Origin of the sequence: Microbacterium helvum (assembly GCF_014779795.1) — a bacterium.
Lineage (GTDB): Bacteria > Actinomycetota > Actinomycetes > Actinomycetales > Microbacteriaceae > Microbacterium > Microbacterium helvum.
Window position 1 is genome coordinate 317108 of the sequence record NZ_JACXZS010000003.1, and the last position, 21574, is coordinate 338681.

The 21574-nt window shown below is 67.5% G+C and carries 19 protein-coding genes; 8 read left to right on the forward strand and 11 right to left on the reverse strand.

The window, feature by feature from the left end:
• The first annotated feature begins 227 nt into the window (after positions 1-227).
• On the forward strand, positions 228-1247 hold the full coding sequence (locus IF188_RS06710) for an endonuclease domain-containing protein (RefSeq protein ID WP_191171007.1): 1020 nt from the start codon (positions 228-230) through the stop codon (positions 1245-1247).
• A gap of 248 nt (positions 1248-1495) precedes the next feature.
• Here IF188_RS06710 and IF188_RS06715 read toward each other — a convergent pair whose 3' ends face one another.
• Genes IF188_RS06715 through IF188_RS06730 form a run of 4 tightly spaced genes read right to left on the reverse strand, consistent with a single transcriptional unit; the run spans position 1496 to position 3733 of the window.
• Positions 1496-1726, reverse strand: coding sequence for a helix-turn-helix domain-containing protein (locus IF188_RS06715; protein ID WP_191171008.1), 231 nt, complete (start codon positions 1724-1726; stop codon positions 1496-1498).
• Positions 1723-2346: a DUF2975 domain-containing protein gene (locus IF188_RS06720; RefSeq protein ID WP_191171009.1), complete on the reverse strand. Its 624-nt coding sequence runs from the start codon at positions 2344-2346 to the stop codon at positions 1723-1725. The genes IF188_RS06715 and IF188_RS06720 overlap by 4 nt, the downstream gene beginning before the upstream one ends.
• Positions 2346-2972 (reverse strand): hypothetical protein, encoded by a 627-nt coding sequence (locus IF188_RS06725; protein WP_191171010.1) that lies wholly within the window; start codon positions 2970-2972, stop codon positions 2346-2348. The genes IF188_RS06720 and IF188_RS06725 overlap by 1 nt, the downstream gene beginning before the upstream one ends.
• 50 nt (positions 2973-3022) lie before the next feature.
• A complete protein-coding gene (locus tag IF188_RS06730) occupies positions 3023-3733 on the reverse strand; it encodes a hypothetical protein (RefSeq protein WP_191171011.1) in 711 nt (236 codons plus the stop codon).
• A gap of 206 nt (positions 3734-3939) precedes the next feature.
• Here IF188_RS06730 and IF188_RS06735 point away from each other — a divergent pair, with 206 nt between their 5' ends.
• Entirely contained in the window at positions 3940-6465 is a 2526-nt protein-coding gene (locus IF188_RS06735; RefSeq protein WP_191171012.1) for an ATP-dependent Clp protease ATP-binding subunit, read from the forward strand.
• 61 nt (positions 6466-6526) lie between these two features.
• On the opposite strand, the gene IF188_RS06740 is transcribed toward IF188_RS06735, so the two are convergent.
• From IF188_RS06740 to IF188_RS06750, 3 genes are read right to left on the reverse strand one after another with little or no spacing between them, the layout of a single operon-like run.
• Entirely contained in the window at positions 6527-7354 is an 828-nt protein-coding gene (locus IF188_RS06740) for a carbohydrate ABC transporter permease (protein ID WP_191171013.1), read from the reverse strand.
• The gene (locus IF188_RS06745) at positions 7351-8313 is read right to left on the reverse strand and encodes a carbohydrate ABC transporter permease (protein ID WP_191171014.1); all 963 of its coding nucleotides are present in this window, start codon (positions 8311-8313) and stop codon (positions 7351-7353) included. Before IF188_RS06745 ends, IF188_RS06740 begins: the two co-directional genes overlap by 4 nt.
• A gap of 57 nt (positions 8314-8370) precedes the next feature.
• Positions 8371-9609 (reverse strand): ABC transporter substrate-binding protein, encoded by a 1239-nt coding sequence (locus IF188_RS06750; protein WP_318152812.1) that lies wholly within the window; start codon positions 9607-9609, stop codon positions 8371-8373.
• A 396-nt stretch (positions 9610-10005) separates the two neighbouring features.
• Between IF188_RS06750 and IF188_RS06755 the strand changes: the two genes are divergently transcribed.
• The 5 genes from IF188_RS06755 (at position 10006) to IF188_RS06775 (ending at position 16829) form a co-directional block, all read left to right on the forward strand.
• A complete protein-coding gene (locus tag IF188_RS06755; protein ID WP_191171016.1) occupies positions 10006-10623 on the forward strand; it encodes a hypothetical protein in 618 nt (205 codons plus the stop codon).
• A gap of 25 nt (positions 10624-10648) precedes the next feature.
• On the forward strand, positions 10649-13180 hold the full coding sequence (locus tag IF188_RS06760; RefSeq protein ID WP_191171017.1) for a hypothetical protein: 2532 nt from the start codon (positions 10649-10651) through the stop codon (positions 13178-13180).
• Positions 13181-13435: 255 nt separating this feature from the next.
• Positions 13436-14539 carry an ROK family transcriptional regulator gene (locus IF188_RS06765; protein WP_318152813.1) on the forward strand — a complete coding sequence of 368 codons (1104 nt, stop codon included), beginning with the start codon at positions 13436-13438 and terminating at the stop codon, positions 14537-14539.
• Between the two features lie 26 nt (positions 14540-14565).
• Positions 14566-15825, forward strand: coding sequence for a family 4 glycosyl hydrolase (locus IF188_RS06770; protein ID WP_318152814.1), 1260 nt, complete (start codon positions 14566-14568; stop codon positions 15823-15825).
• On the forward strand, positions 15813-16829 hold the full coding sequence (locus tag IF188_RS06775; protein WP_318152815.1) for an N-acetylglucosamine kinase: 1017 nt from the start codon (positions 15813-15815) through the stop codon (positions 16827-16829). Before IF188_RS06770 ends, IF188_RS06775 begins: the two co-directional genes overlap by 13 nt.
• Positions 16830-16931: 102 nt before the next feature.
• On the opposite strand, the gene IF188_RS06780 is transcribed toward IF188_RS06775, so the two are convergent.
• From IF188_RS06780 to IF188_RS06795, 4 genes are read right to left on the reverse strand one after another with little or no spacing between them, the layout of a single operon-like run.
• Positions 16932-18341, reverse strand: coding sequence for a protein O-GlcNAcase (locus IF188_RS06780; protein ID WP_191171019.1), 1410 nt, complete (start codon positions 18339-18341; stop codon positions 16932-16934).
• On the reverse strand, positions 18338-19072 hold the full coding sequence (locus tag IF188_RS06785) for a sugar isomerase domain-containing protein (protein ID WP_191171020.1): 735 nt from the start codon (positions 19070-19072) through the stop codon (positions 18338-18340). The genes IF188_RS06780 and IF188_RS06785 overlap by 4 nt, the downstream gene beginning before the upstream one ends.
• 1 nt (position 19073) lies before the next feature.
• Positions 19074-19988, reverse strand: a complete 915-nt coding sequence (locus IF188_RS06790; RefSeq protein WP_191171021.1) for an N-acetylglucosamine kinase — start codon at positions 19986-19988, stop codon at positions 19074-19076.
• Positions 19985-20728, reverse strand: a complete 744-nt coding sequence (locus IF188_RS06795; RefSeq protein ID WP_318152816.1) for a GntR family transcriptional regulator — start codon at positions 20726-20728, stop codon at positions 19985-19987. The genes IF188_RS06790 and IF188_RS06795 overlap by 4 nt, the downstream gene beginning before the upstream one ends.
• 200 nt (positions 20729-20928) lie before the next feature.
• On the opposite strand from IF188_RS06795, the gene IF188_RS20505 reads away from it, so the two are divergent.
• Positions 20929-21528 carry a GNAT family N-acetyltransferase gene (locus IF188_RS20505; protein WP_191171023.1) on the forward strand — a complete coding sequence of 200 codons (600 nt, stop codon included), beginning with the start codon at positions 20929-20931 and terminating at the stop codon, positions 21526-21528.
• Positions 21529-21574: the final 46 nt, after the last annotated feature.

Sequence of the window (21574 nt, forward strand, 5' to 3'; positions counted from 1 at the left end):
CCCCGCGCTGTCGCGCCCCGCGCTGTCGCGCCCCGCGTTGCCGGGGTTCTTCGTGCTCCGCAGCCACTTTCGGCAACGTGCAGCACGCGGACCCTCGGAATGTGACTGCGGAAGCGCGGGGAGCGACGGGCGGACCGTTTCCTCCACAGGCAGGTACTGCGGGTGCAGTTCCCACCGATCGTGCAGAATGCGACTGCGAAGCGGTGGCGGCGGGCCACGGTGGCCCGATGAAACGCACACCGCTCCCTGAACATCTCGGCCGCACCTTCACTGTCGGGGCCGCCCGCGCGGCGGGCGTGTCCGGATCGCGTCTTCGCGCGGGCGACCTCGACGCGCCGTACCGCGGAGTCCGCGTCGTCAAGCGCGTCGCCGCAGTCGATGCAGGCACGCCGCCGGTGCGAGAGTCCGATCGGTCGCAGGTCAGAGAACAGCCGCAGGGCGAATCCGATGCGCTCGAACTGCGGGAGCGTGCGCTGACACTCGCGCTGACGATGCCGCCGAACCAGTTCTTCACCCATGTGACCGCAGCGATCCTCTGGGGGCTGCCGGTCCCCGCGTCACTTCTGCGAGATTCCTTCGGGCGCCTTCGGGACCTGGATGTCGGGGTCTTCGCGCCGGCGCGCCATCCGCGGCATGCCGGCGTGCGGGGTCATCAGCTGAGGTCGGGTCGCAACCATGTGGTGGTCCATGCCGAGCATGGCGTGAGGCTGAGCTCGGCCGCCAGCACCTGGGCGAGCCTTGCCTCCGTCGTGAGGGATGAGTACGACCTCGTCGCGCTGGGAGATGCCGTCGTGCGCGAGCCCATGTTCACGAACGATCCGCCCGCGCTCGCGACGATGGCGCAGCTTGCTGCCGCGGTCGGAGCAGGACGACGGATCGGAGTTGCCGCTCTGCGGGCCGCGCTCCCGCGCGTCCGCACCCGGTCTGCGTCGCGGATGGAGACCCGGTGCCGCCTGATCCTTGTCGATGCGGGACTGCCGGAGCCCGAGCTCAATCACGAAGTCCGCGGCGCCGACGGCGGACTCGTCGCGTGCGTCGACCTCGCGTATGCCGGCCACAAGATCGCGATCGAGTACGAGGGTGAGCACCACCTGACCGATCCGGACCAGTGGACGAAAGACATCGCGCGGTACGAAGCGCTCGCCGCTGCCGGCTGGTTCGTGATTCGCGTGACGAAGTCTCAGGTCTTCGACGCACGCGGCGACCTGGTGCTCAGAGTACGTCGCGCCCTGAGCGCCCGCGCATAGGCCGACACTGCTCCGCAGGCACTTCTCGATCGTGCGCACCAGGTGCGGGCGCAGAAGATGACTGCGGAACGGGTAAGGACCATTGCTCCGCAGTCAGATATCGACACCTCGGGGGGCGTCGACCCGCGGGAAGTGACTGCGGAGCAATCAGGTCGTGCGGAGGCGTGCGTCGGTTCGGGATGCCGGGCGCCCGGCATCCCGAAGGCCCGGGTTGCGGCGGCGGTCGCGGCCGACGAGGGCGGACGGGGTCAGTCGGCGCGCACCAGCAGCTCGCCGATCTCGCAGTCGAGCACGCGGCAGATCGCGGACAGCGTCGAGTAGCGGATCGCGCGGGCGCGGTCGTTCTTGAGGATGGACAGGTTCACGACCGACACCCCGACCAGCTCCGACAGCCGGGTCAGCGTCATGCCGCGCTCTTCGAGCAGCTCATCGAGGCGACAGTGGACTCCCGAGGGCCCTTCGTCTTCGGCCGGGGTCATACCAGCAGGTCCGTCTCACGCTGCAGCCGCACGCCGCGGCGGAAGGCGCGGGCCACGATGCCGACCGAGACGCCGGCCGCCCAGGCCGGTGCGAACGCCCAGAACTGCGCGCCGAGGTCGGCTCCGACGTCCTCCGCGCCGAGGGCGGCGAGCACGCCGTTGCGACCGAGGGTGTCGAAGAACATCACCGCTGCCGCGCCGAGCACGATCGCCCAGCCGATGACGTCGAACGCGCGCGCCGTCGCCGGCATGAAGATCCGGCCGCGCAACAGGCTGAACGCCACGAACATCACCGCGGCGATCACCAGCAGCGCGGCAAGGGCGCCGAGGACGATCGACAGCACGATCGCGGTGACCGAGACCGCGTTCACGCCCGGCGCGATGACCTCTGCCTGAGTCATGAATCCCTGCACCCCGGCTGTTTCGGAGTCCAGCTTGGCGTCGATGGGCACCTGGTCGACGTCGAACGTCCACGCGATCCCGCCCGGCCGGAAGACGTCAACGGCCCTCATCCCCGCTGCGGCCACGACGACGATGGCGGCCAGAGCTCCGACGACGATCACGGTCACCGCGTCCGCCGTCTCGGATCGAGTGGATGCCGCATCCTGCCGAACGCGCATCACACCAGTCCTTCGGTCTCGCGCTGCAGGCGCGTGCCGAGCTGGAACGCGGTCGCGACGAGGGCGAGGGCGAAGCCCCAGCCGATCGGCGCGAGATCGAGCGGCAGCATGAACAGGAAGAACACGTCCGTGACGGCGTCGTCCGTTGCCGCGAGATGTTCGACGAGCATCGCGCGCCCCCACGCTCCTGCGAACTGACCGAACAGCCCGCCGGCGATCACAAGGCACGCCACGGTGCCGATCGCGGCAGGCATCGACGCGCGGAAGGGCCGCCCGCGGATGAGCGAGACGCCCAGCCACCATGCGATCGCGCACACGCCGATCGTGGCGAGAGCGGGCAGGGCTCCCTCGAGCAGCAGCAGCCAGCTGACCCCGGTCGGCAGGGACGCGAACGTGACATCCGCCGAGGTGTAGACGGCCGCCGTCACGTCTGCGACCCCGTCGAGCGCCTCGACGTCGCCGCCGGTGACCGGCATCGGCACCGTCGGGTCATCGCCGAAGACGCTGATCGCGCGCTGCACGATCGCCACCAGGGCGGCGATCGCGACGCTGACCGCGCCGGTGGCGATCAGGCCCAGTGTGAATCCTTCGGCCCGCGAGACGTGGGTGCGCGGTGTGGCATGCATGGTCATCCTCGTTTCATCTCTCTCGTTCGGGGTGTCGACCGCCTTGCGGGTCACACCAGTCCTTCGGTCTCGCGCTGCAGCGAGGTGCCGTACCGGGCGAGCGCCGCGAATGCGCCGAGCCCGATCGCTGCGAACAGGGGCCAGAAATCCAGCGACAGGCCGCTCGCCGCTTCGAGTCCCGCAGGCGCCTGACCGGCGCGGATGATCTCGTCGGCGGCCAGCGTGCCGCCCCACTGCGACAGGACCTGCGCCGCGAACCCGCCGACGAGGCAGATCGCCGCGGCGAGGATGCTGAGCCGCGCGATCTCGGGCGCGAACGGGTGTCCCTGCATGAAGCGCCAGCAGGCGATCGCCACCAGCGACGCGAGGGCGACGGTGACGAGGCTCCCGGTCAGATCGCCGGCGGCGAGGATCGTCCGCGTCGAGGCGGACAGCCCCGCAGCCCCGACCTCGGCCGTCGTGAAGCCGCCGGCCATCAGACTCGGCACCTCGGCGGCGAGCGGGTCATACGTCGAGTCGACGGGCCAGTACGTCGCCGAACGCAGCGTGAACCACGGGTACACGTTCGGCGAGAACCACAGGACCGTGATGTACGTCGCGCCGAGCAGGGTGATGCCCGCCCATGACGCCGACACGATCAGCGCGATCCGCACCACCGGCGTGGCCGTCTGCGTCTTCCGCGCGCGGAACACCGCGACGATCAGCACGATCGGCAGCGCCATGGTGATCACCGCCATGACGATGGGCATGTACGTCGTCATCCCGCCGCTCCATATCGATAAACGTTATTATCGAAAAACGTTAAACCCAACGGATGCTGCACCGCAAGCGTTTCCGCCCGGATCGATGTTGCGGAGCCCGCGCTATGCCCACGGCGAACATCGCCGTTCGGTCCGGGCCCTCTGGCTACCCTCGATGTAAGGCGCAGTGGGCTCACCGCCCGAGACGCCCCGGAGGAGTGAACGAGATGTTCGAGAGATTCACCGACCGTGCCCGTCGTGTGGTCGTCCTCGCCCAGGAAGAGGCGAAGATGCTCAACCACAACTACATCGGCACCGAGCACATCCTGCTCGGTCTCATCCACGAGGGCGAGGGCGTCGCCGCCAAGGCGCTCGAGAGCCTGGGCATCTCGCTCGACGCCGTGCGCGAGCAGGTGCAGGACATCATCGGCCAGGGTCAGCAGCAGCCGACCGGCCACATCCCCTTCACGCCGCGCGCCAAGAAGGTGCTCGAGCTGAGCCTGCGCGAAGCGCTGCAGCTCGGGCACAACTACATCGGCACCGAGCACATCCTGCTCGGCCTCATCCGCGAGGGCGAGGGCGTCGCCGCCCAGGTGCTCGTCAAGCTCGGCGCCGACCTCAACAAGGTGCGCCAGCAGGTCATCCAGCTGCTCTCGGGTTACCAGGGCAAGGAGCCCGCAGGTGTCGCCAGCGGCGCCGGCGAGCAGACCCAGGGCACCACGCAGGGTGGCTCGCAGGTGCTCGACCAGTTCGGCCGCAACCTCACGCAGGCCGCGCGCGACAACAAGCTCGACCCGGTCATCGGGCGCGAGAAAGAGATCGAGCGCGTCATGCAGATCCTGTCGCGCCGCTCCAAGAACAACCCCGTCCTCATCGGCGAGCCCGGTGTCGGAAAGACTGCGGTCGTCGAGGGTCTCGCGCAGGCCATCGTCAAGGGAGATGTGCCCGAGACGCTCAAGGACAAGCAGCTGTACTCCCTCGACCTCGGCTCGCTCATCGCCGGCTCCCGTTACCGCGGTGACTTCGAAGAGCGCCTCAAGAAGGTGACCAAGGAGATCCGCACGCGCGGCGACATCATCGTCTTCATCGACGAGATCCACACCCTCGTGGGTGCGGGCGCTGCCGAAGGCGCGATCGATGCCGCCAGCATCCTGAAGCCGCTCCTCGCGCGCGGCGAGCTGCAGACGATCGGCGCGACGACGCTCGACGAGTACCGCAAGCACTTCGAGAAGGATGCCGCCCTCGAGCGCCGCTTCCAGCCGATCCAGGTCGCCGAGCCGAGCCTGCCCCACGCGATCAACATCCTGAAGGGGCTGCGCGACCGCTACGAGGCGCACCACAAGGTGCAGATCACCGACGGCGCGATCGTCGCCGCGGCGAACCTCGCCGACCGGTACATCTCGGACCGCTTCCTGCCCGACAAGGCGATCGACCTGATCGACGAGGCCGGCGCACGCCTGCGCCTGTCGATCCTGTCGAGCCCGCCCGAGCTGCGCGAGTTCGACGACAAGATCGCCAAGGTCCGTGAAGACAAGGAGCGCGCCTCCGAGGACCAGGACTTCGAGAAGGCCGCCGCGCTGCGCGACGAGGAGAAGTCGCTTCTCGCCGAGCGCCTGCGCCTGGAGAAGCAGTGGCGCTCGGGCGATGTCGCGTCGCACGCGGTCGTCGACGAAGGCCTGATCGCCGAGGTGCTCGCCCAGGCGACCGGCATCCCGGTGTTCAAGCTCACCGAAGAGGAGTCGAGCCGTCTCGTCTTCATGGAGAAGGCGCTGCACCAGCGCGTCATCGGTCAGGAAGAGGCGATCGCCGCCCTCTCCAAGACGATCCGCCGCCAGCGCGCCGGCCTCAAGGACCCGAAGCGCCCCTCCGGCTCGTTCATCTTCGCCGGCCCCACGGGCGTCGGAAAGACCGAGCTCGCCAAGGCGCTCGCCGAGTTCCTCTTCGACGACGAGGCCGCGCTGATCTCGCTCGACATGTCGGAGTTCGGTGAGAAGCACACCGTCTCGCGCCTGTTCGGTGCCCCTCCCGGGTTCGTCGGGTTCGAAGAGGGCGGCCAGCTCACCGAGAAGGTTCGCCGCAAGCCGTTCTCGGTCGTGCTCTTCGACGAGATCGAGAAGGCGCACCCCGACATCTTCAACTCGCTGCTGCAGATCCTCGAAGAGGGTCGTCTGACCGACGGTCAGGGACGCGTCATCGACTTCAAGAACACGGTGATCATCATGACGACGAACCTCGGCTCGTCGGCGATCGCCGGCGGTCCGGTCGGCTTCCAGGTGGAGGGCGACCAGGGCACGACCTATGACCGCATGAAGGGCAAGGTCAACGAAGAGCTCAAGCGCAACTTCAAGCCCGAGTTCCTCAATCGCGTCGACGACATCATCGTCTTCCCGCAGCTGAACAAGGACGAGCTGCGCCAGATCGTGGGCCTGTTCGCCAAGCGCCTCGGCGAGCGTCTGCTCGACCGCGACATGACCGTGGAGCTCACGGATGCCGCCAAGGACAAGCTGATCGAGATCGGCTTCGACCCGACCCTCGGCGCCCGCCCGCTGCGTCGTGCGATGCAGCGCGAGGTCGAGGACCGCCTGTCCGAGAAGATCCTGCACGGCGAGCTGAACCCCGGCGACCACGTCAAGGTGGACGCCGAGAACGGCGAGTTCGTGTTCGAGCACGGCCCGCGCGGCGAGAAGGTCGCGGTGGGCGTCGTCCACGGCGGCGAGATCACCGCGACGCCCGACCTCGCGGCGAACGCCTGACCCGAGACAGCGACACACGAAGAGCGGATGCCGGCGGCATCCGCTCTTCGTCGTTCGGGGCCTACTTGAGGCTGCCCGCGGTCAGGCCCTCGGTGATCTGCCGGTTGAAGGCGATGTAGATGATGATCATCGGGATCGTCACGATCGACAGTGCGGAGAACAGCAGGCTGTAGTCCGTCACGTAGCGGCTCGAGAACGCGAGCAGACCCGTCGGAATCGTCTTCAGATCGTCGTCCTGGATGTACAGGAGCGCCAGTAGGAACTCGTTCCAGCACGACAGCGCCGAGAACACCGCGACCGTTGCGAGCCCGGGACGCAGCAGCGGCATCGCCACCATGCGGAAGATGCGGAAATCCCCGGCGCCGTCGATCCGCGCAGCCTCGAACAGCTCTTCGGGTATCTCGTCGAGGAACACCTTGAGCAGGTACGTGGCCAGGGGGAGCCCCATCGCGGTGTAGGGAATGATCAGAGCCAGGTAGGTGTCGGTCAGACCCAGGTTCGTGAACATCGTGCTCTGCGCGATGAAGTACGACTGCAGCGGCAGGATGAGGCCGAGCGACAGGAGGCCGAGCAGCAGCTTCGCCCCGCGGAATCGATACCGGCTGAACGCGAACGCGGCGGCGGACGAGAGCACGAGGATCGCGAGGACCGACACCGCAGTCACGATCGCGCTGTTGAGCGCGTAGCGGCCGATGTTGCCGACCTCCCACGCCTCCGCCCAGACCGAGAAGTCGATTCCCGTCGGAAGCGAGAACGGAGTCGTGAAGATCTCGGAGTTCGTCTTGAAGCTCGACAGCACCATCCAGATGAGCGGGATGAAGAAGACGAGCGCGAGCAGGGCGAGGCCGACGTAGACGACGCCACGGCCGAGGCGGATCCCGATGCTCATCGGACCATCTCCGGTTCGAGGGCGGGTGCTGCCGGAGATACGGGCGCGAGCGTGGCTGTATCGTCACCCGGCCCCCGCGGTGCGCGATCCCGCCGATCTGAGCGGTGCCGCAGCGTCGTCATGATGAGGCCGATGGCGACGATGACGGCCGTGAGGACGACGGCCATGGCCGAGCCGTAGCCGACCTCCCCGGTGTGGAAGACCGCCTGCACGAGGTACGTCGTCGGGATCTCGGTCGCGTGGTAGGGCCCGCCGTTCGTGAGGACGTAGAAGAGGTCGAATGACTGGAACCCGCCGGTGACGCACAGAAGCACGGCGACCTCGATCGACTTGCGAATGATGGGCACCCGCACTCGCCAGAAGATGGTGCTCTCCTTCGCGCCGTCGAGGCGGGCTGCCTCGACGACTTCAGCGGGGACCTGCCGGAGTGCCGCGTAGAAGATCGTCATGTAGAACCCGGCGTAGACCCACCCGGACACGACGCAGATCGCGAGCAGTGCAGTCTGCTCGTCCCCGAGCCACACGCGCGTCCAGTCTTCGAGTCCGAATGCGCGCAGCGCTCCGTTGAGGAGCCCGAAGTCGGGGTTGTAGACGAAGGACCAGAGGACCGCGACGACGACCATCGGGAGCATGACCGGTGTGAAGATGGCGACGCGGAACCAGAGCGACCCGCGTTTGACCGAGATCGCGAGACCGGCGAGGACGAGGCCCACGAGCACCTCGACGACGAGCGTCACGAGGATGTACACGACGACGTTCACGAATGACTGCTGGAACACGGCGTCGCCGAAGGCGCGCAGGTAGTTGTCGACGCCGACGAACACCGCGTCGCTGTACCCGTCCCACTCCGTCAGGCTGAAGGCGCCTGTGAAGACGAACGGCACGAGCACGGCGAAGCCGAAGACGATGAGTGCGGGCGCTATGAACAGGTACGGGGCAAAGGGCCGGTGTGCCCTCATGGGTCCTCCGATCGTGCAGCGGGGGGCCGAGGTGGTCGCCTCGGCCCCGCCTGGTCGCTACTTGGTGAGTGTGTCCTGTAGCTGGGTGAGGGCGTCTGCGGCCGTTGTCCGTCCGCCGAGGACTTCGGAGAGGCTGCGGTAGAAGGCGTCGGCGACGTCGAGCTCGTAGCCGGTGTCGGGCGGGCTGATGACGACCTCGGACTCGGACAGGAGCGAGTTGAGGCGCACGGTGCGCTCGTCGATCGAGTCGGACGTGGTCGCCGTCACGGGGACGGCCTCGGCGTCGATGAATGCCTGGGTGTTCTCGGCGGAACTGAGCAGTGCGAGGAACTCTGCCGCCTTCTCCTGCTTCTGGTCGCCGCTCTTGGCGTTGACGATGTAGCCGGTGACGACGCCGATGACGCTGTCGGGGTCGGCCTCGGACGGCATGGCGGGCAGGTTCTCGAAGTCGAAGTCGAGGTCGGGCGCTTCGTCGATGGCCCAGCTGACGAGCCATGAGCCGATCGCGTGCATCGCGGCCTTGCCTTGGAAGAACAGCTGTGCGCCCTCGTTGTCGTCGATCGCGTTGACCGAGTCGTTGACGCATTTGTGTTCGGCGAGGTCCTCGACGTACCCGAACGCCTTCTGCCATTCGGGTGTGTCGAAGTCGGCCTCGCCGCTGAGCGCCTGGTCGTACGCCTCGTGTCCGACGACGCGGGAGACGAGGTGGGCGAGCCAGTTGCCTGCAGCCCAGAGGTCCTTGTTCCCCGATGCGATCGGGATGAAGCCTTCTTCGTTGAGGGCGTCGCACGCGTCGAGCAGTTCGTCCCATGTGGTCGGAGGCTCGATGCCGGCGGTGTCGAGGATCTCGGTGTTGTACCAGAGCACGTTCGTGACGTCGGCGATGTGCGGCAGCATGAGGACCCGTCCATCGACGGTCACCGCCCCGTACTGGGACTCGTCGAGGACGCCGGTGAGGGGGCCGTCCTCGATGAAGGGCGTGAGGTCGGCGGCGAATCCATCCGCGTCGCGTTCGAGGAGCCGATTGCCCGCCCATTCGAAGTAGAGGTCGGGTGCGTTGCGCCCGTTCAGAAGGTTCGGCAGGCCGATCGTCTGGTACAGGTCGTCCTTCTGGAAGTTCAGATCGACCTTCCAGCCGTCGTTGGCGGCTTCGAACTCGTCGGCGACGGATTCCCAGACGCGGATCTGGGCCTCGCCGGGCGAGCCCATCGCGATGCGCAGAGTATGGTCGTCGGCTGCCGACGCGCCGCCGGAGCAGCCGGCGAGGGCGAGGACCGTGACGCCCGCCGTCGCCACCGCGACAGCGGAGTGCAGGTGTCTGTTCAGCGCGGATGTGGCTTTGCCGGCCAGAACCGGACGGACATGTGCGACTCTGCGCATGTTGTCCCCTTTCTAGTTAGTAAAGTTTCCTATCTGCAGATTAGACCCCAGACGCAGTGGTTCTGTCAATGATCTGAAACCACGAGAGGGGGAAACGTAGCCGAGTCGTGACCAGCGCGCGTCGGATGCGCCCGCGTGACGCTGTCGACGAGGCGAAGAGGCCGCGGATCCGGGGGCGGTCTGCGAGGCGCACAGGTCTGCCGCCGACTCCGAGAACCTCGATCGCGGGGATCCGAGAGTTTGGAACCGATCGTTGACACCGAGGTCGACGGCCGCTAGCGTCCGAGACAGGAAAGTTTCCTAACTTACTCGATGGCGCCGCTCAACGGCCCGACAAGAGCTCGAAGCGACCATCGATCGAAGTCAGTCACATCACAACCAGGAAGGAAAGCCATGCACGTCAAATGGAAACCAGCGGTTCTCGTCGTGGCCGTACTCGCCTGCCTTCTGGGGACGACGCCCGCAGTATTCGCTGCCCCGCCCGTCCACGCACAGAAGGCGACGATGCTCTACACGTACGATGAGGCGCTGAGCAAGCTCGGCTCGTCCGAGGCAGAAGCCGCGGTGAAGATGTACATCGGCTTCATTCAGGATCCGACGTATCATCCCGCGACCGCGAACCCGGGCGTCGAGATGCCCTCGGGTCTCGCCAACGCCAACACCTTCGTCAACCACGAACTTGACGTCAAGCCGTCACTCTTCCCGGCGCTTCGTGGCGTGAACACCTCGGTCCTCGACCACAACCGCAAGAACCTGTGGATCGGCACGGATCACGGCGTCACGAGAATCAACCTGAAGAGCAGCAAGACGACGGAGTACGAGGCGGCCGACGACGCACTCGTCGACGACAACGTGCTGCTCCTCATCTCGGATGGTGGCAAAGGCGTGTTCGTGATCACGGAATCCGGCGTCGCCCGGATCTACCAGTGAGGAGGGAGAGCGACTCATGTCAATGATGAACAAGAAGCTCCACAGGGTGATCGGCTGCGTCGCAGCCGCTGCCGTACTCGTCTCGCTGCCGGCGATGCCGGCTCTCGCCGCCAAGCCGCAGGCCGCTTCGTTCTCGGCGGTCGAACTGGAACCCGTCCGCACGAAAGAGGTCACCTACTTCAAGCCCGGGACGACGACCCCGGCGATCCAGTGGGTGACCGGCGCGACGGCGCTGACCTTCCTGCCGACCACCGTGACCGGTGATGTCACGAGTGCGGTGAAGGACGCGGAGGGTGTCTACTGGATCGGAACCGAGAACGGACTGCAGCGCGTCAACTTCGAAGAAGAGGATGAGCGCGACATCGTGCAGTACTTTGCCGGGCCACGCTACATGTTCGACGGTGACGACCATGTGACTGCGCTTGCCAGTGACGGGCAAGGCGGCGTGTGGGTTCAGAATGCACGCGGCATCACGCATATCGCGATGCCGTACAAGACGCTGAACGAGAAGGCTGCTGCCTACGAAGACATCATTCAGGCGGTCCATGATCGCAGGGGGATGACCTCGGATGCTGGGTTCACGTTCACTCCCACCGACCCGGCACGCGGGATCAACTATGGCGACGGTACATTCACGTCGCATGCAGGCACGTCCGACAACGACGGTCTGTGGACGGCGATGTACGCCATCGGTGAGATCTACCGCTACCGGACATTGCTCGAGCAGGGCGGTTCGCAAGCGGAAGTCGCTGCCGCGAAGGACGCCGCGCTTCGCGCCACCAAGGCGGTGCTCCTGCTCGACTACGTGTCGGGCCGGGGCAATGGCTTCCCTGCGCGCTCGTACATGTTGACGAGTGAAGCAGAGGCGCGGACATCTGACGGCACGGACTTCGGCTACCAGAGTCAGAATGGATTCTGGTTCCATCCTGTGATGGACGGCTCGCCGAATCCGAACGGAATCATCCCCACGATGGAACGTCTCGACGAGAACGGCAACCCCATCGAGCCCATCGGCTACTCGATCGTCCGTGTGACGAAAGACGCGATGACCAAGATCGGCGGCAAGCTGTTCCCCTCTGGTGGTGACGGCGAGATGAACTATAACGGGCTCACGCTGACGGCGGATGCCGTGACGAAGCTGAATGATTCACGCCCTTCCGGTGCGCAGCTGGGCACTGATGTCTATGTGAAGGTGAATGGTTCAGTGCAGCAGGTGCTTCCTGTCGTCACCTCGGCCACCAATACCAAGGTGAAGCCGAGTGCCGACACCGGGACGAGCGCCACGAATCCGCCCCTCTTCCAGCTCACCGTGCCGGTTTACGAGCAGATTCCGACATTCTTCAACGACTTGTTCCCCGCGTCGGCGATCAAGAATGGCAACATCGATATGAGCCAGATCGTCTACAAGGCAGACACGTCGTCTGATGAAGTCATCGGACACTATGCGCTGTTCTTCGCAGCCAACGAGCTGCTCGTCGGCAAGAGCAGCGATCCAGAAATGCTCGAGCTCAAAGAGATCGTCGAGCAGGCGACCGAGCGCATGACTGATCTCATCCTGAAGGACGACCACTTCTACATCGAGGACGCGACCGGCAAGTCGACCCTGTGGTCCAAGTGGTTCGCCAAGTACTTCAACGACACCACCGGTGCGATGGAGCAGCGTCCGGAATGGGCCTCGCACGTCGGCGTCGACGCCGACGGTGAGGACTCGCTTTCATACGGCTATGAAGATGCGCCGCTGAATGCGCTGGAAGTCATGTCCATCCTCAAGACGGCGAGCAACATCGTCGGCAAGCAGGAGTACAAGGACGCCTACGAGCTCCTGTTCGACACTTCGGGATACAGCAAGGAAGAGCCGTACATCAACGGCAAGGGCTACATCGACATGGCGAACGAGTACATCGACCGCCGTCTCGTCAGGCAGGCGACGAACGCATACGGGATCAACAACAACCAGTTGGTGACCCGAGACAACTATGCGGCTGCCTATGCTGAAGCGGGGGACGACATCGAAGATCGTTCGAACATCAACGCAACTCTGCATGATGATTGGACTCAGTACATCAACTACTCCGACGAGGAGCTGGCTTGGTTCGCACTGTACCCGCTCATCCTGCAGGAGAAAGACCCTGCCAAGCGTCAGCCGATCGTCACGGCATTCGATCAGTGGTACGCGAATGAGGTGCGCGAAGAGAATCCGTACTATACGTTCCTCTACCAACTGGCACATCCGGAGCGGAAGGACATCGATCTTCAGTCGGCTGTTCGGTACCTGTATCGCCAGTACGAGTATCAGATCGAGTTCCCGATGCAGACGAACCGTCAGGACGTCCTCTACATCGAACCGGGCGACCGCGACGATTACAAGCAGACGAACTATGTGCTGCCGCCCGATGAGCGACGTGCGATGAAGAACAACGGGAATCCCTTCGAGACTGAGAACTCGACTACCGGGGTATATCCCGGTTACGACTACAACAGCGGCAGCTTTGTCGTCGGGTTCACATTCACACTGCCCTACTGGATGGGTCGTTATCACGGCATCATCAAGGAGTAGTGCGACGCGAGTCGCATGAGAAGACCACCACGCCGGCGTAAGACGTCGGGTGGTGGTCTTCTCAGGTTCGCCGCCATTCCGACAATTCCTGCGTGCGATATTCGCGTTGACAGTATCGATCGTGGCCATTACTGTTTAGATAGTAAAGTTTCCTAACTTCCCCGGAGGATCGCGGTGACCGCATCGGTACCAGTCGACAGCCGCGGCCCGGCACCCGCACAGCCAGGCCTGCTACGCACTCTGAACAACCGCGTCGTGCTCGACCTTCTGATCGAACATGGCACGTTGAGCCGGAGCGACGTGCACACGCTCACTGGGCTCTCGAAGCCCACTTCGTCGTCGCTGCTCCAGCGGCTTGAAGAGAGCGGCCTCGTGCGTCCGAGCGGGCTCGGCGAAACCGGTCCGGGAGGCCGTGCGCCGCAGCTCTACCGCATCAATCCGGCCGCCGGGTACGCGGCGGCGGTCGACGTGCGCCCTGAGAGCGTGCGGGTTCGCATCGCTGACATCGCGGGGACCGTCGTCATGGAGCGGGTGGACGAGAACGACCAGTCCGCAGAGGGGCCGAAGAGTGCCGCCGCCACCATCCGGTCCTGCTGCGACGAGGCGGGGCTTTCGCCCGCTGAGCTCGACGCGATCGTCGTCAGCGTGCCCGGCTCCTACGACATCGCGACCGACACTCTCAGCTACGTCGACCATCTGCCCGGTTGGCAGCACGCTTCCGTCGGCGCCGAACTGCGAATGCTGTTCCCCGAGGCGTCGGTCGCCATCGAGAACGACGTGAATCTCGCCGCGATCGCCGAGCGGCATGCCGCCCGGGGCGAGTCCGAGAGCTTCTTCCTCTTCTGGCTCGATGATGGCGTCGGTGGAGCGATCATGATCGACGGAGCGCTTCATCGCGGCAGCCGCGGCGCTGCCGGCGAGGCTGCGTTCCTGCTCATCCCCGGTGCCGTGTTCGATGCCGAGAGCCGCACCGAGGGAGCGCTCGAGCGCATCGTCGGCTACCAGGCGCTGCGCGCGCTCGCCGCCGATGCCGGGCACGAGGCGGCGACCGCACCCGAGGCGCTGCGTGCGCTGCTCGACGATCCCGCGGCGGCGCCTGCCGTCGGCGAACTCTGCCATCGCTATGCGTGCGCCATCGTCTCGGTGATCGCCCTCCTCGACCCGGCTCGTATCGTGCTGGCCGGCGAGCTCGCACGGCTCGGCGGAGAGAAGCTGCGCGTCGAGGTCGCTCGGCAGCTCGCCGAGATCATGCCTACGGCGCCTCAGCTCACCGTCACCGTAGCCACCGACACCCCCATCCTCGACGGCGCGATGATCATGAGCCTCGGGATCGCACGCGACCGGGTGTTCACGACGTGAGCGGGCGGCGCATTCGGCTGGCTGTGGTGGGCGGCGGCTCCACCTACACGCCCGAGCTCGCGGACGGCATCGCTCGCCTCGGTAAGACGCTGCCCGTCGAGGAGCTCGTGCTGGTGGATCCTGACCCCGCACGCATCGAGGTCGTCGCGGGGCTCACATCGCGCATACTCGCCGCTGCGGGCAGCACCTGCCGTGTCACCTCGACCGCTGACATCGCGGCGGCCGCGCAGGGTGCAGACGCTGTACTCGTACAGCTGCGCGTCGGTGGGCAGGCCGCGCGTGGTCGCGACGAGAGCTGGCCGCTCGACTGCGGCTGCATCGGGCAGGAGACGACGGGGGCCGGCGGACTCGCCAAAGCACTCCGCACGATCCCTGTCGTGCTCGACATCGCCCGTCGGGTGCGTGCCGTCAATCCCGACGCCTGGATCGTCGACTTCACCAACCCTGTCGGGATGGTGACGCGTGCGCTGCTCGACGACGGGCATCGCGCGGTCGGGCTGTGCAACGTCGCGATCGGCTTCGAGCGGCTCTTCGCTTCGCTGCTCGGCGTCGAGCCGGAACGAATCGAGCTCGACCACGCCGGGCTCAACCACCTCAGCTGGGAGCTCGGCGCGCGCATCCGGCATGACGACGGGACAGCGACCGAGGTGCTCGACCGTCTCATCGACGCGCACGGCGAGGCTCTCGTCGAGGAGACCGAGCTGCCGCTGCCTCTGCTGCGCTCCGAGGGCGTGATCCCCTCGTACTACCTGCGGTACTACTACCAGCACGACGAGCTCGTGTCGCGCGCGGGCGACGGGCCCTCGCGCGCCGCGCAGGTCGCGGCGCTGGAGGCCGAGCTGCTCCAGCTGTACGCCGATCCGGCGCTGGACCGCACGCCCCCGCAGCTGCGCGGCCGTGGCGGTGCCTACTACTCGGATGCCGCGGTCGGCCTGCTCGCGAGCCTGCTCGGCACGGGCGCGGCGCGCGATCACATCGTGAACGTGCGAAACCGCGGCATCCTGCCCTTCCTCGACGACGAGGCGGTCATCGAGGTGCGTGCGAAGGTGGGACCGGACAGCATCCACGCGCATCCGGTGCCGGCGGTGCCTCCACTGGTCTCGGGGCTCGTCGCGCATGTCGCGCGCTACGAGCAGCTGGGTGTGGAGGCCGCCCTGCACGGCGGTCGCGACCGGGTGGTCCGGGCGCTTCTCGCACATCCCCTCGTCGGACAGTACGCGACCGCGCAGGCGCTCGCAGACCGGCTCATCGCCGAGAACAAGGAGTGGCTGCCGTGGGCGCAGTGACCGAGCCGAGGCTGCTCGCATTCGACGGCGGAAACAGCAAGACCGACGTGCTGCTCGTCGACTTCGACGGGACGGTGATCGCACGCGCGCGTTCCGGGCCTTTCGCGCCTCACATCGTCGGCGCGGGCCCCGCCGTCGCGACAGTGGCACCTGCCGTGGAACACGTGCTCGCGATCGCAGGCCTCACCAGTGTCGACGTCGTAGCCGGATACCTCGCGAATGCCGATCTTCCGGAGGAAGAGGCGACGATCGCCGACGCGATCGCTTCCTACAGGTGGGCGCCTCATGTCGAGGTGCGCAACGATACCTTCGCCATGCTCCGCGCGGGCACCGATGCCGAGGCGGGCGTCGCGGTCGTCTGCGGGGGCGGGATCAATTGCGTCGGGATCGCTCGCGACGGACGCCACGTGCGCTACCCCGCACTCGGCCGAGCCACCGGCGATTGGGGCGGCGGGTTCGCCATCGGCAAGGAAGTGCTCTGGCATGCGAGCCGCGACGAAGACGGTCGCGGCCCTGCGACGCTGCTCACCGACCTGGTCGCACGGCACTTCGGATGCTCGTCCGCCGTCGAGGTCGCGACAGGCATGCACCTGGGCACCATCGACCGTGATCGCACGCACGAACTTGTGCCGCTGCTGTTCGCTGCGGTGGACGCAGGCGACGCCGTCGCGGCCGGAATCGTGCAGCGCCAAGCCGAAGAGATCGCACTGCTCGCGACCACGACGATCCGCCGCATCGACGCGCTCGACGTGCCGATCGACGTCGTACTGGGCGGCGGGATGCTCACGAGCCGTCACCCGGCGCTCATCGATCCCGTGCTCGAAGGGATCGGCGCGGTCGCGCCGGGCGCCGTCGTCTCGATCGTCAGCGATGCGCCGATCGTCGGCTCCGCGCTGCTGGGCCTCGAGCACCTCGATGCGCTCGTGGGACGACACGGCTCCGCACCCGGCCGCCGCGACCGGCTGCGGGCCACGCTGGAGGCGCCGCACGCAGTGCTGGCGTGACGCAGCGCATCGGACTGGCGGCAATCGGCGCGGCGCCGGAGGGCGGACGGCTGGTTCCCGTGGACGACGCCTGCCGCCGCCGCGACAGCGGCGCGCGGGTGCCTACTCCCTGTGTCCTGCTTCTCCATCAGTAGGCGAGAGGCTCGTCATCGAGCGCTCGGGGTTCGGGGCGGGGAAGGGCGGGTGGTCGCAGACCTCGGCGAGCGTCATCTCGAGCGCATCGCCGAAGATGCGTAGGCCGCGCGTGCGGAGATCGTCGAGGAAGGGGCGCAGGAGAGAGCCGTCGGTGTCGAGGCGGCCCTCCGCCGTGAGTCTCGCGAGCAGTTGCATCGCGGCGGCGCCGACGGCGAACGCCTCGATCCACGGACGGCCCTCGGCGATGAGACGTTCGTTCGCGATCGGGCCGTGCAGCAGCCGATCGGCGGATGCCGCGAGCCGGTCGGCGAGGGGGCCGAGCACGCGCACCGCCCGCGCAGTGTCGCCGAGGAGCATGCCGAAGGTGTGTTCCTCGAGGGCGAACGTCACCTCAGGCGCGTCGAGCTGGCTCAGGCAGGACGACCGCGAGTTGTCGGCGAAGTCCCGGTAAGCCGCCGCGTCGGGGCCGACGACGTCGCGAAGCGCGGCATCCCAGCTCGACTCCGGATCGTAGTCTGCGGGGGAGCGCAGATAGTCGGCGATCGTCGCGATGGCGATCTTCGAGGACTCGAAGCGCTCCATCGCGTTCGCGATCACGCCCTCGGCGCTCGCCGCGAGGCCGGCAGCGCGCCCGCGGTACGGGCCGACGTGCAGTTCGTGCCGCATCGCGACGTCATTGACGGGGTAGTTGTCCCAGTAGGTCGGTCGACGCCCCGTCGCACGGGTGAACACCTCGGCGTCCGCGACGTCGAGCGTCGCCGAGCAGATCGCGCGCCCGGTCCAGAACAGCGCGATGTCGGGGTCGAGCGCCTGGCCGAGCTCGGCGACGTACGGCTCGTCGCCGTAACCCCAGTACTCCGTCGGGCACACGATGAGGGTCGAATCGGGGACGCGTTCGCCGAGGCCCTGGAAGACGAGGTTCGCGAGCGTCGCCTGGGCCTGCGCGATCGAACCGAACCGTGCGATGTCGGCGTCGTGCTGAAGCCGCTGCGGGACGTCGTCGACGAGCAGGCCGAAGTGCCGGATGCCGAGAGCCGCCACGGAGGCGAGTTTATCGAGGACGCGCCCTGCGTCCTCCGGATCGGAGTAGCGGATGCTGAGCCCTGGGGAGAGACAGTAGATCAGTTCTACGCCGACCGGCGCCGCGGCTGCCGCGAGCTCCGCGAGGTCGGCCAGCGCTGCGGGATCGTGCGGCCGCGCCCAGTCGCGCCGCAGGAACGGGTCGTCCTTGGGCGAATAGACGAAGCGGTTCATCCCGCGCTCGCCGATGAAGCGGATCATGTCGAGCCGGTCCTCGTGGGTCCACGGCGTGCCGTAGAAGCCCTCGACGACCCCGCGGATCGCGAACGCCGGCGCCCCGGCGCCTGCCGCCGTCACGATCGCCCCAGGATCGCGTCGTTGATCGCATCGCCCGTGTCGACGTTGCTGCTCGCGTAGACGCGGGGTTCGATGCCCGCCGCGACGGCGAATCCGACACTCTGCGCGACGACGGCGTTGACGATGGCGGCGCCCACCGCGGTCGACGTCGGGGCGACGCGGCGGGCGAAGCCGGGCACCTCGACGGCCGCATCGCCGAGCGCGCCGCGGTTGTCGATCACGATGTCGGCCAGTTCGAGCAGCCGGCGCCCGCCGCCGCGCGGGGTCGTCGCCTGCGAGTGGGTCACGCTGGTGACCGCGATCACGGTGAGGCCGCGGACGCCCGCCTCGGCGGCGAGCTCGGTCGTGACCTGATTGCGGCCAGAGTTGGAGAAGACGAACAGGACGTCGCCGGTCGCGACGCCGTGGGCGTCGAGGATCTCGCGTGCGAGGCCCGGGAGCCGCTCCAGCCGCGTGCTCAGCGACGCATTCGCGTGCAGCATCAGGCCCTCGAACAGGATCGGGCGCACATCGGCGAGGCCACCCGCGCGGTAGTAGAGCTCCTCGGCGAGCATGTGCGAGTGGCCGGATCCGAAGGCGTGGATCTCGCGGCGGCCACCCATCGCTGCCGCGACGACCCGTGCCGCCTCGGTGATGACGTCCCACTGGGTGTCGAGCACCTCTTGCACGAGGTCGACGACGCACGCGAGATAGCGGCGGCCGGGGTCGTCGGGAGTGGATACGTCGTGCATGTCAGCCTCTCGTCCAGGTGTACAAGCCGGCGGCACCGGCCTGCGAGATCACGAATGCGCCGTCCAGGGCATCGCCGAGCGGCGACCTCGGGTCGAAGGCATCCGATTCCGCGCTCAGGCGCTCGACGAGGCGAGGGCGAAGCTGGGCGCCGAGGCGTCCGAGGATCACCAACGGCGTGCGATCGGGCCCGCCGATGTGCTCGCGTGCGGTGCGGGCGACGAGTGCGAGCTCGTCTACGGCCGTGTCGATGATGTTCATGGCGACCCGGTCGTCGCCCGCTGCCGCCACCAGCACTGCCGGCGCGAAGTGCGCGATCTCGTCGACGGCGCGATCCGACGAATGGATACGGATCGGCAGGTCGGACAACGCGCCGAACTGCGCCTCGGCGGCTCGGGCGAGGATCGTGCCGGGACCGCGTCCGTCTCCGGCGCGAAGCACCGCCCCGAGCCCTGCTCGGCCGATCCAGTATGCGCCGCCTTCATCGCCGAGGAGGTATCCGTGGCCGCCGATGAGGCGCGTCGTGGAGTCCGCCGGCCCGCGTAGCGCGCAGGCGACGCCGGTTCCGACGGAGAGTGCGACACCCCAGCCGCCGTGGAACGCGCCGGCGTGGGAGGTGATGCCGTCGTCGCAGACGACGACTCGGTCGGCGCCCACGGCGTCCGACACGAGTTCCGCGAGGCGCGCGCAGCCGGCACGGTCGCTCGGCACTGTCGTCAGGCCGAGGACGGCGGTGCCGACCGGTTCGGCGCCCGCCGCCTGCCAGGAGTCGATGATCGTGGCGGCGACGGAAGCGAGCGTCTCGGGACCGCGCCAGCTCACGCCTGGCGCGGAGGCCGCACCACCCGACGACAATCGGACGCGCACTGCCGACTGTCCGCCGTCCACCGCGAGGATGCGGGTCTCAGCGACGGTCATGACCCGGCCCCGCCCTCGACGACGCCCGCCCCGCCGCCGACCTCTGCTCGCAGCTGGTACTTGTCGCCGCGGTAGACGCACGTGGCGAGCATGACGATGCGGCCCGAGAGATCCCGGTCGATCATGCTCACGCGAAGGCACGCCTGGTCCGGGCCGATTCCGAGAAGCTCTGCGCTCGCCGGAGCGGGGAGCACCGGCTCGATGCGCATGCTCGCGGCGCTCGCGACGAGGTCGTGCCGCGATGCGAGGGCCTCGTAGAGCGATCCGTCGAGATCGCTGCGCGTCAGGTGGGGCGCGTAGGCGACGGGAAGGTGCACGCTCTCGATCGCCATGGCTTCGGAATTGCCGAGGCGCAGGCGCAGCAGGCGGAACACGGGCGAGCCGACAGGCACGCGCAGCTGCGACGCGAGGGCGTCGTCGGCGGTGATCGTGCGGAACTCGAGGACGCGGCTGCTCGGCTCGATGCCGCGCGCGCGCATATCGTGCGTGAAGGACGTGAGGCCGATCACGTGCAGGACGGGGCTGAACACGACGTACGTGCCCGAGCCGCGGCGACGCTCGAGCAGCCCTTCGCCGACGAGCTCGTCCACCGCGGCGCGCAGCGTCATGCGCGCGACGCCCCAGTCTACGGACAGCTCGCGTTCGCCCGGCAGCCGGCGTCCAGGGCCGAGTTCTGCGATCAGGTCACGCAGTCGGCCGCGCAGCAGATCGCGGGTGCGTGTCTTCGACGTTGAGAACACGAGGAGAGTAGAACTCATCCGATCGCGAAGTGCAAACCAGTGCCTAGACCAATTCCGAGTGGAGCGGTCGCTCGCTCACGGGGCGAAGCGTTGTCGCGAGCACCCGCCGTCCGTGCTGGAATCGGCCCGCGAACTAGACCACTTTGCGATCCACTTCTCGAGATGGGGCCTCGTGGTGCGCCGTCGGCTATCGTGTCGCCGTGTACACGCGTGCCACCAGGGTCGACGATCTGCCGGTCGTCTATCGCATCTGCCACGAGAACGGTCTGCCCGATGACGGCTCGGAGCGGTCGCCTGAGCTGCTCGGACACGTCTACGTGGGGCCGTATCTGGTGGCCCCCGGGACCCGTTCGATCGTGGTGGTCGACGACCAGGGCGTCGCCGGGTACCTCCTGTGCGCCCGCGACACGCGCGCCCACGAGGCGTGGGTCGAGGAGCACTGGCTGCCGGGGCTGCGCGCCGACCTGCCCCTCGATCGCCCGCGCCCGCGCGCGGATCAGGAGATCGTCGAGCTGCTGCATTCGCCGGAACTGGCGCCCGATGACGTGGTCGGGGAATATCCGGCCCACCTGCACATCGACATGATGGAGCGGTTGCGCGGCCGGGGAGTCGGGGGCGCCCTCATCGAGGAGCTGTGCGCGCTGCTCGCGGACGAGGGCGTGCGCGGCATACACCTCAACGTCGGAACGGACAACGAAGGCGCCATCCGCCTCTATCGACGGCTCGGATTCACTGACGTCGGGCGGGGTGACTCTTCCCTCTACCTCGGCCGTACGCTCCCCACCGGCGCGGGCGCATGACTCTCGTAGTGACCACGCCCCGACTGTTTCGTCTCGTTCCCTCGTC

What these genes read in the sequence shown, in the direction of transcription:
- IF188_RS06710 (WP_191171007.1), top strand. Translation starts at nt 228, where the DNA reads ATGAAACGCACACCGCTCCCTGAACATCTCGGCCGCACCTTCACTGTC.
- IF188_RS06715 (WP_191171008.1), bottom strand. Translation starts at nt 1,726, where the DNA reads ATGACCCCGGCCGAAGACGAAGGGCCCTCGGGAGTCCACTGTCGCCTC.
- IF188_RS06720 (WP_191171009.1), bottom strand. Translation starts at nt 2,346, where the DNA reads ATGCGCGTTCGGCAGGATGCGGCATCCACTCGATCCGAGACGGCGGAC.
- IF188_RS06725 (WP_191171010.1), bottom strand. Translation starts at nt 2,972, where the DNA reads ATGCATGCCACACCGCGCACCCACGTCTCGCGGGCCGAAGGATTCACA.
- IF188_RS06730 (WP_191171011.1), bottom strand. Translation starts at nt 3,733, where the DNA reads ATGACGACGTACATGCCCATCGTCATGGCGGTGATCACCATGGCGCTG.
- IF188_RS06735 (WP_191171012.1), top strand. Translation starts at nt 3,940, where the DNA reads ATGTTCGAGAGATTCACCGACCGTGCCCGTCGTGTGGTCGTCCTCGCC.
- IF188_RS06740 (WP_191171013.1), bottom strand. Translation starts at nt 7,354, where the DNA reads ATGAGCATCGGGATCCGCCTCGGCCGTGGCGTCGTCTACGTCGGCCTC.
- IF188_RS06745 (WP_191171014.1), bottom strand. Translation starts at nt 8,313, where the DNA reads ATGAGGGCACACCGGCCCTTTGCCCCGTACCTGTTCATAGCGCCCGCA.
- IF188_RS06755 (WP_191171016.1), top strand. Translation starts at nt 10,006, where the DNA reads ATGGCGCCGCTCAACGGCCCGACAAGAGCTCGAAGCGACCATCGATCG.
- IF188_RS06760 (WP_191171017.1), top strand. Translation starts at nt 10,649, where the DNA reads ATGAACAAGAAGCTCCACAGGGTGATCGGCTGCGTCGCAGCCGCTGCC.
- IF188_RS06785 (WP_191171020.1), bottom strand. Translation starts at nt 19,072, where the DNA reads ATGCACGACGTATCCACTCCCGACGACCCCGGCCGCCGCTATCTCGCG.
- IF188_RS06790 (WP_191171021.1), bottom strand. Translation starts at nt 19,988, where the DNA reads ATGACCGTCGCTGAGACCCGCATCCTCGCGGTGGACGGCGGACAGTCG.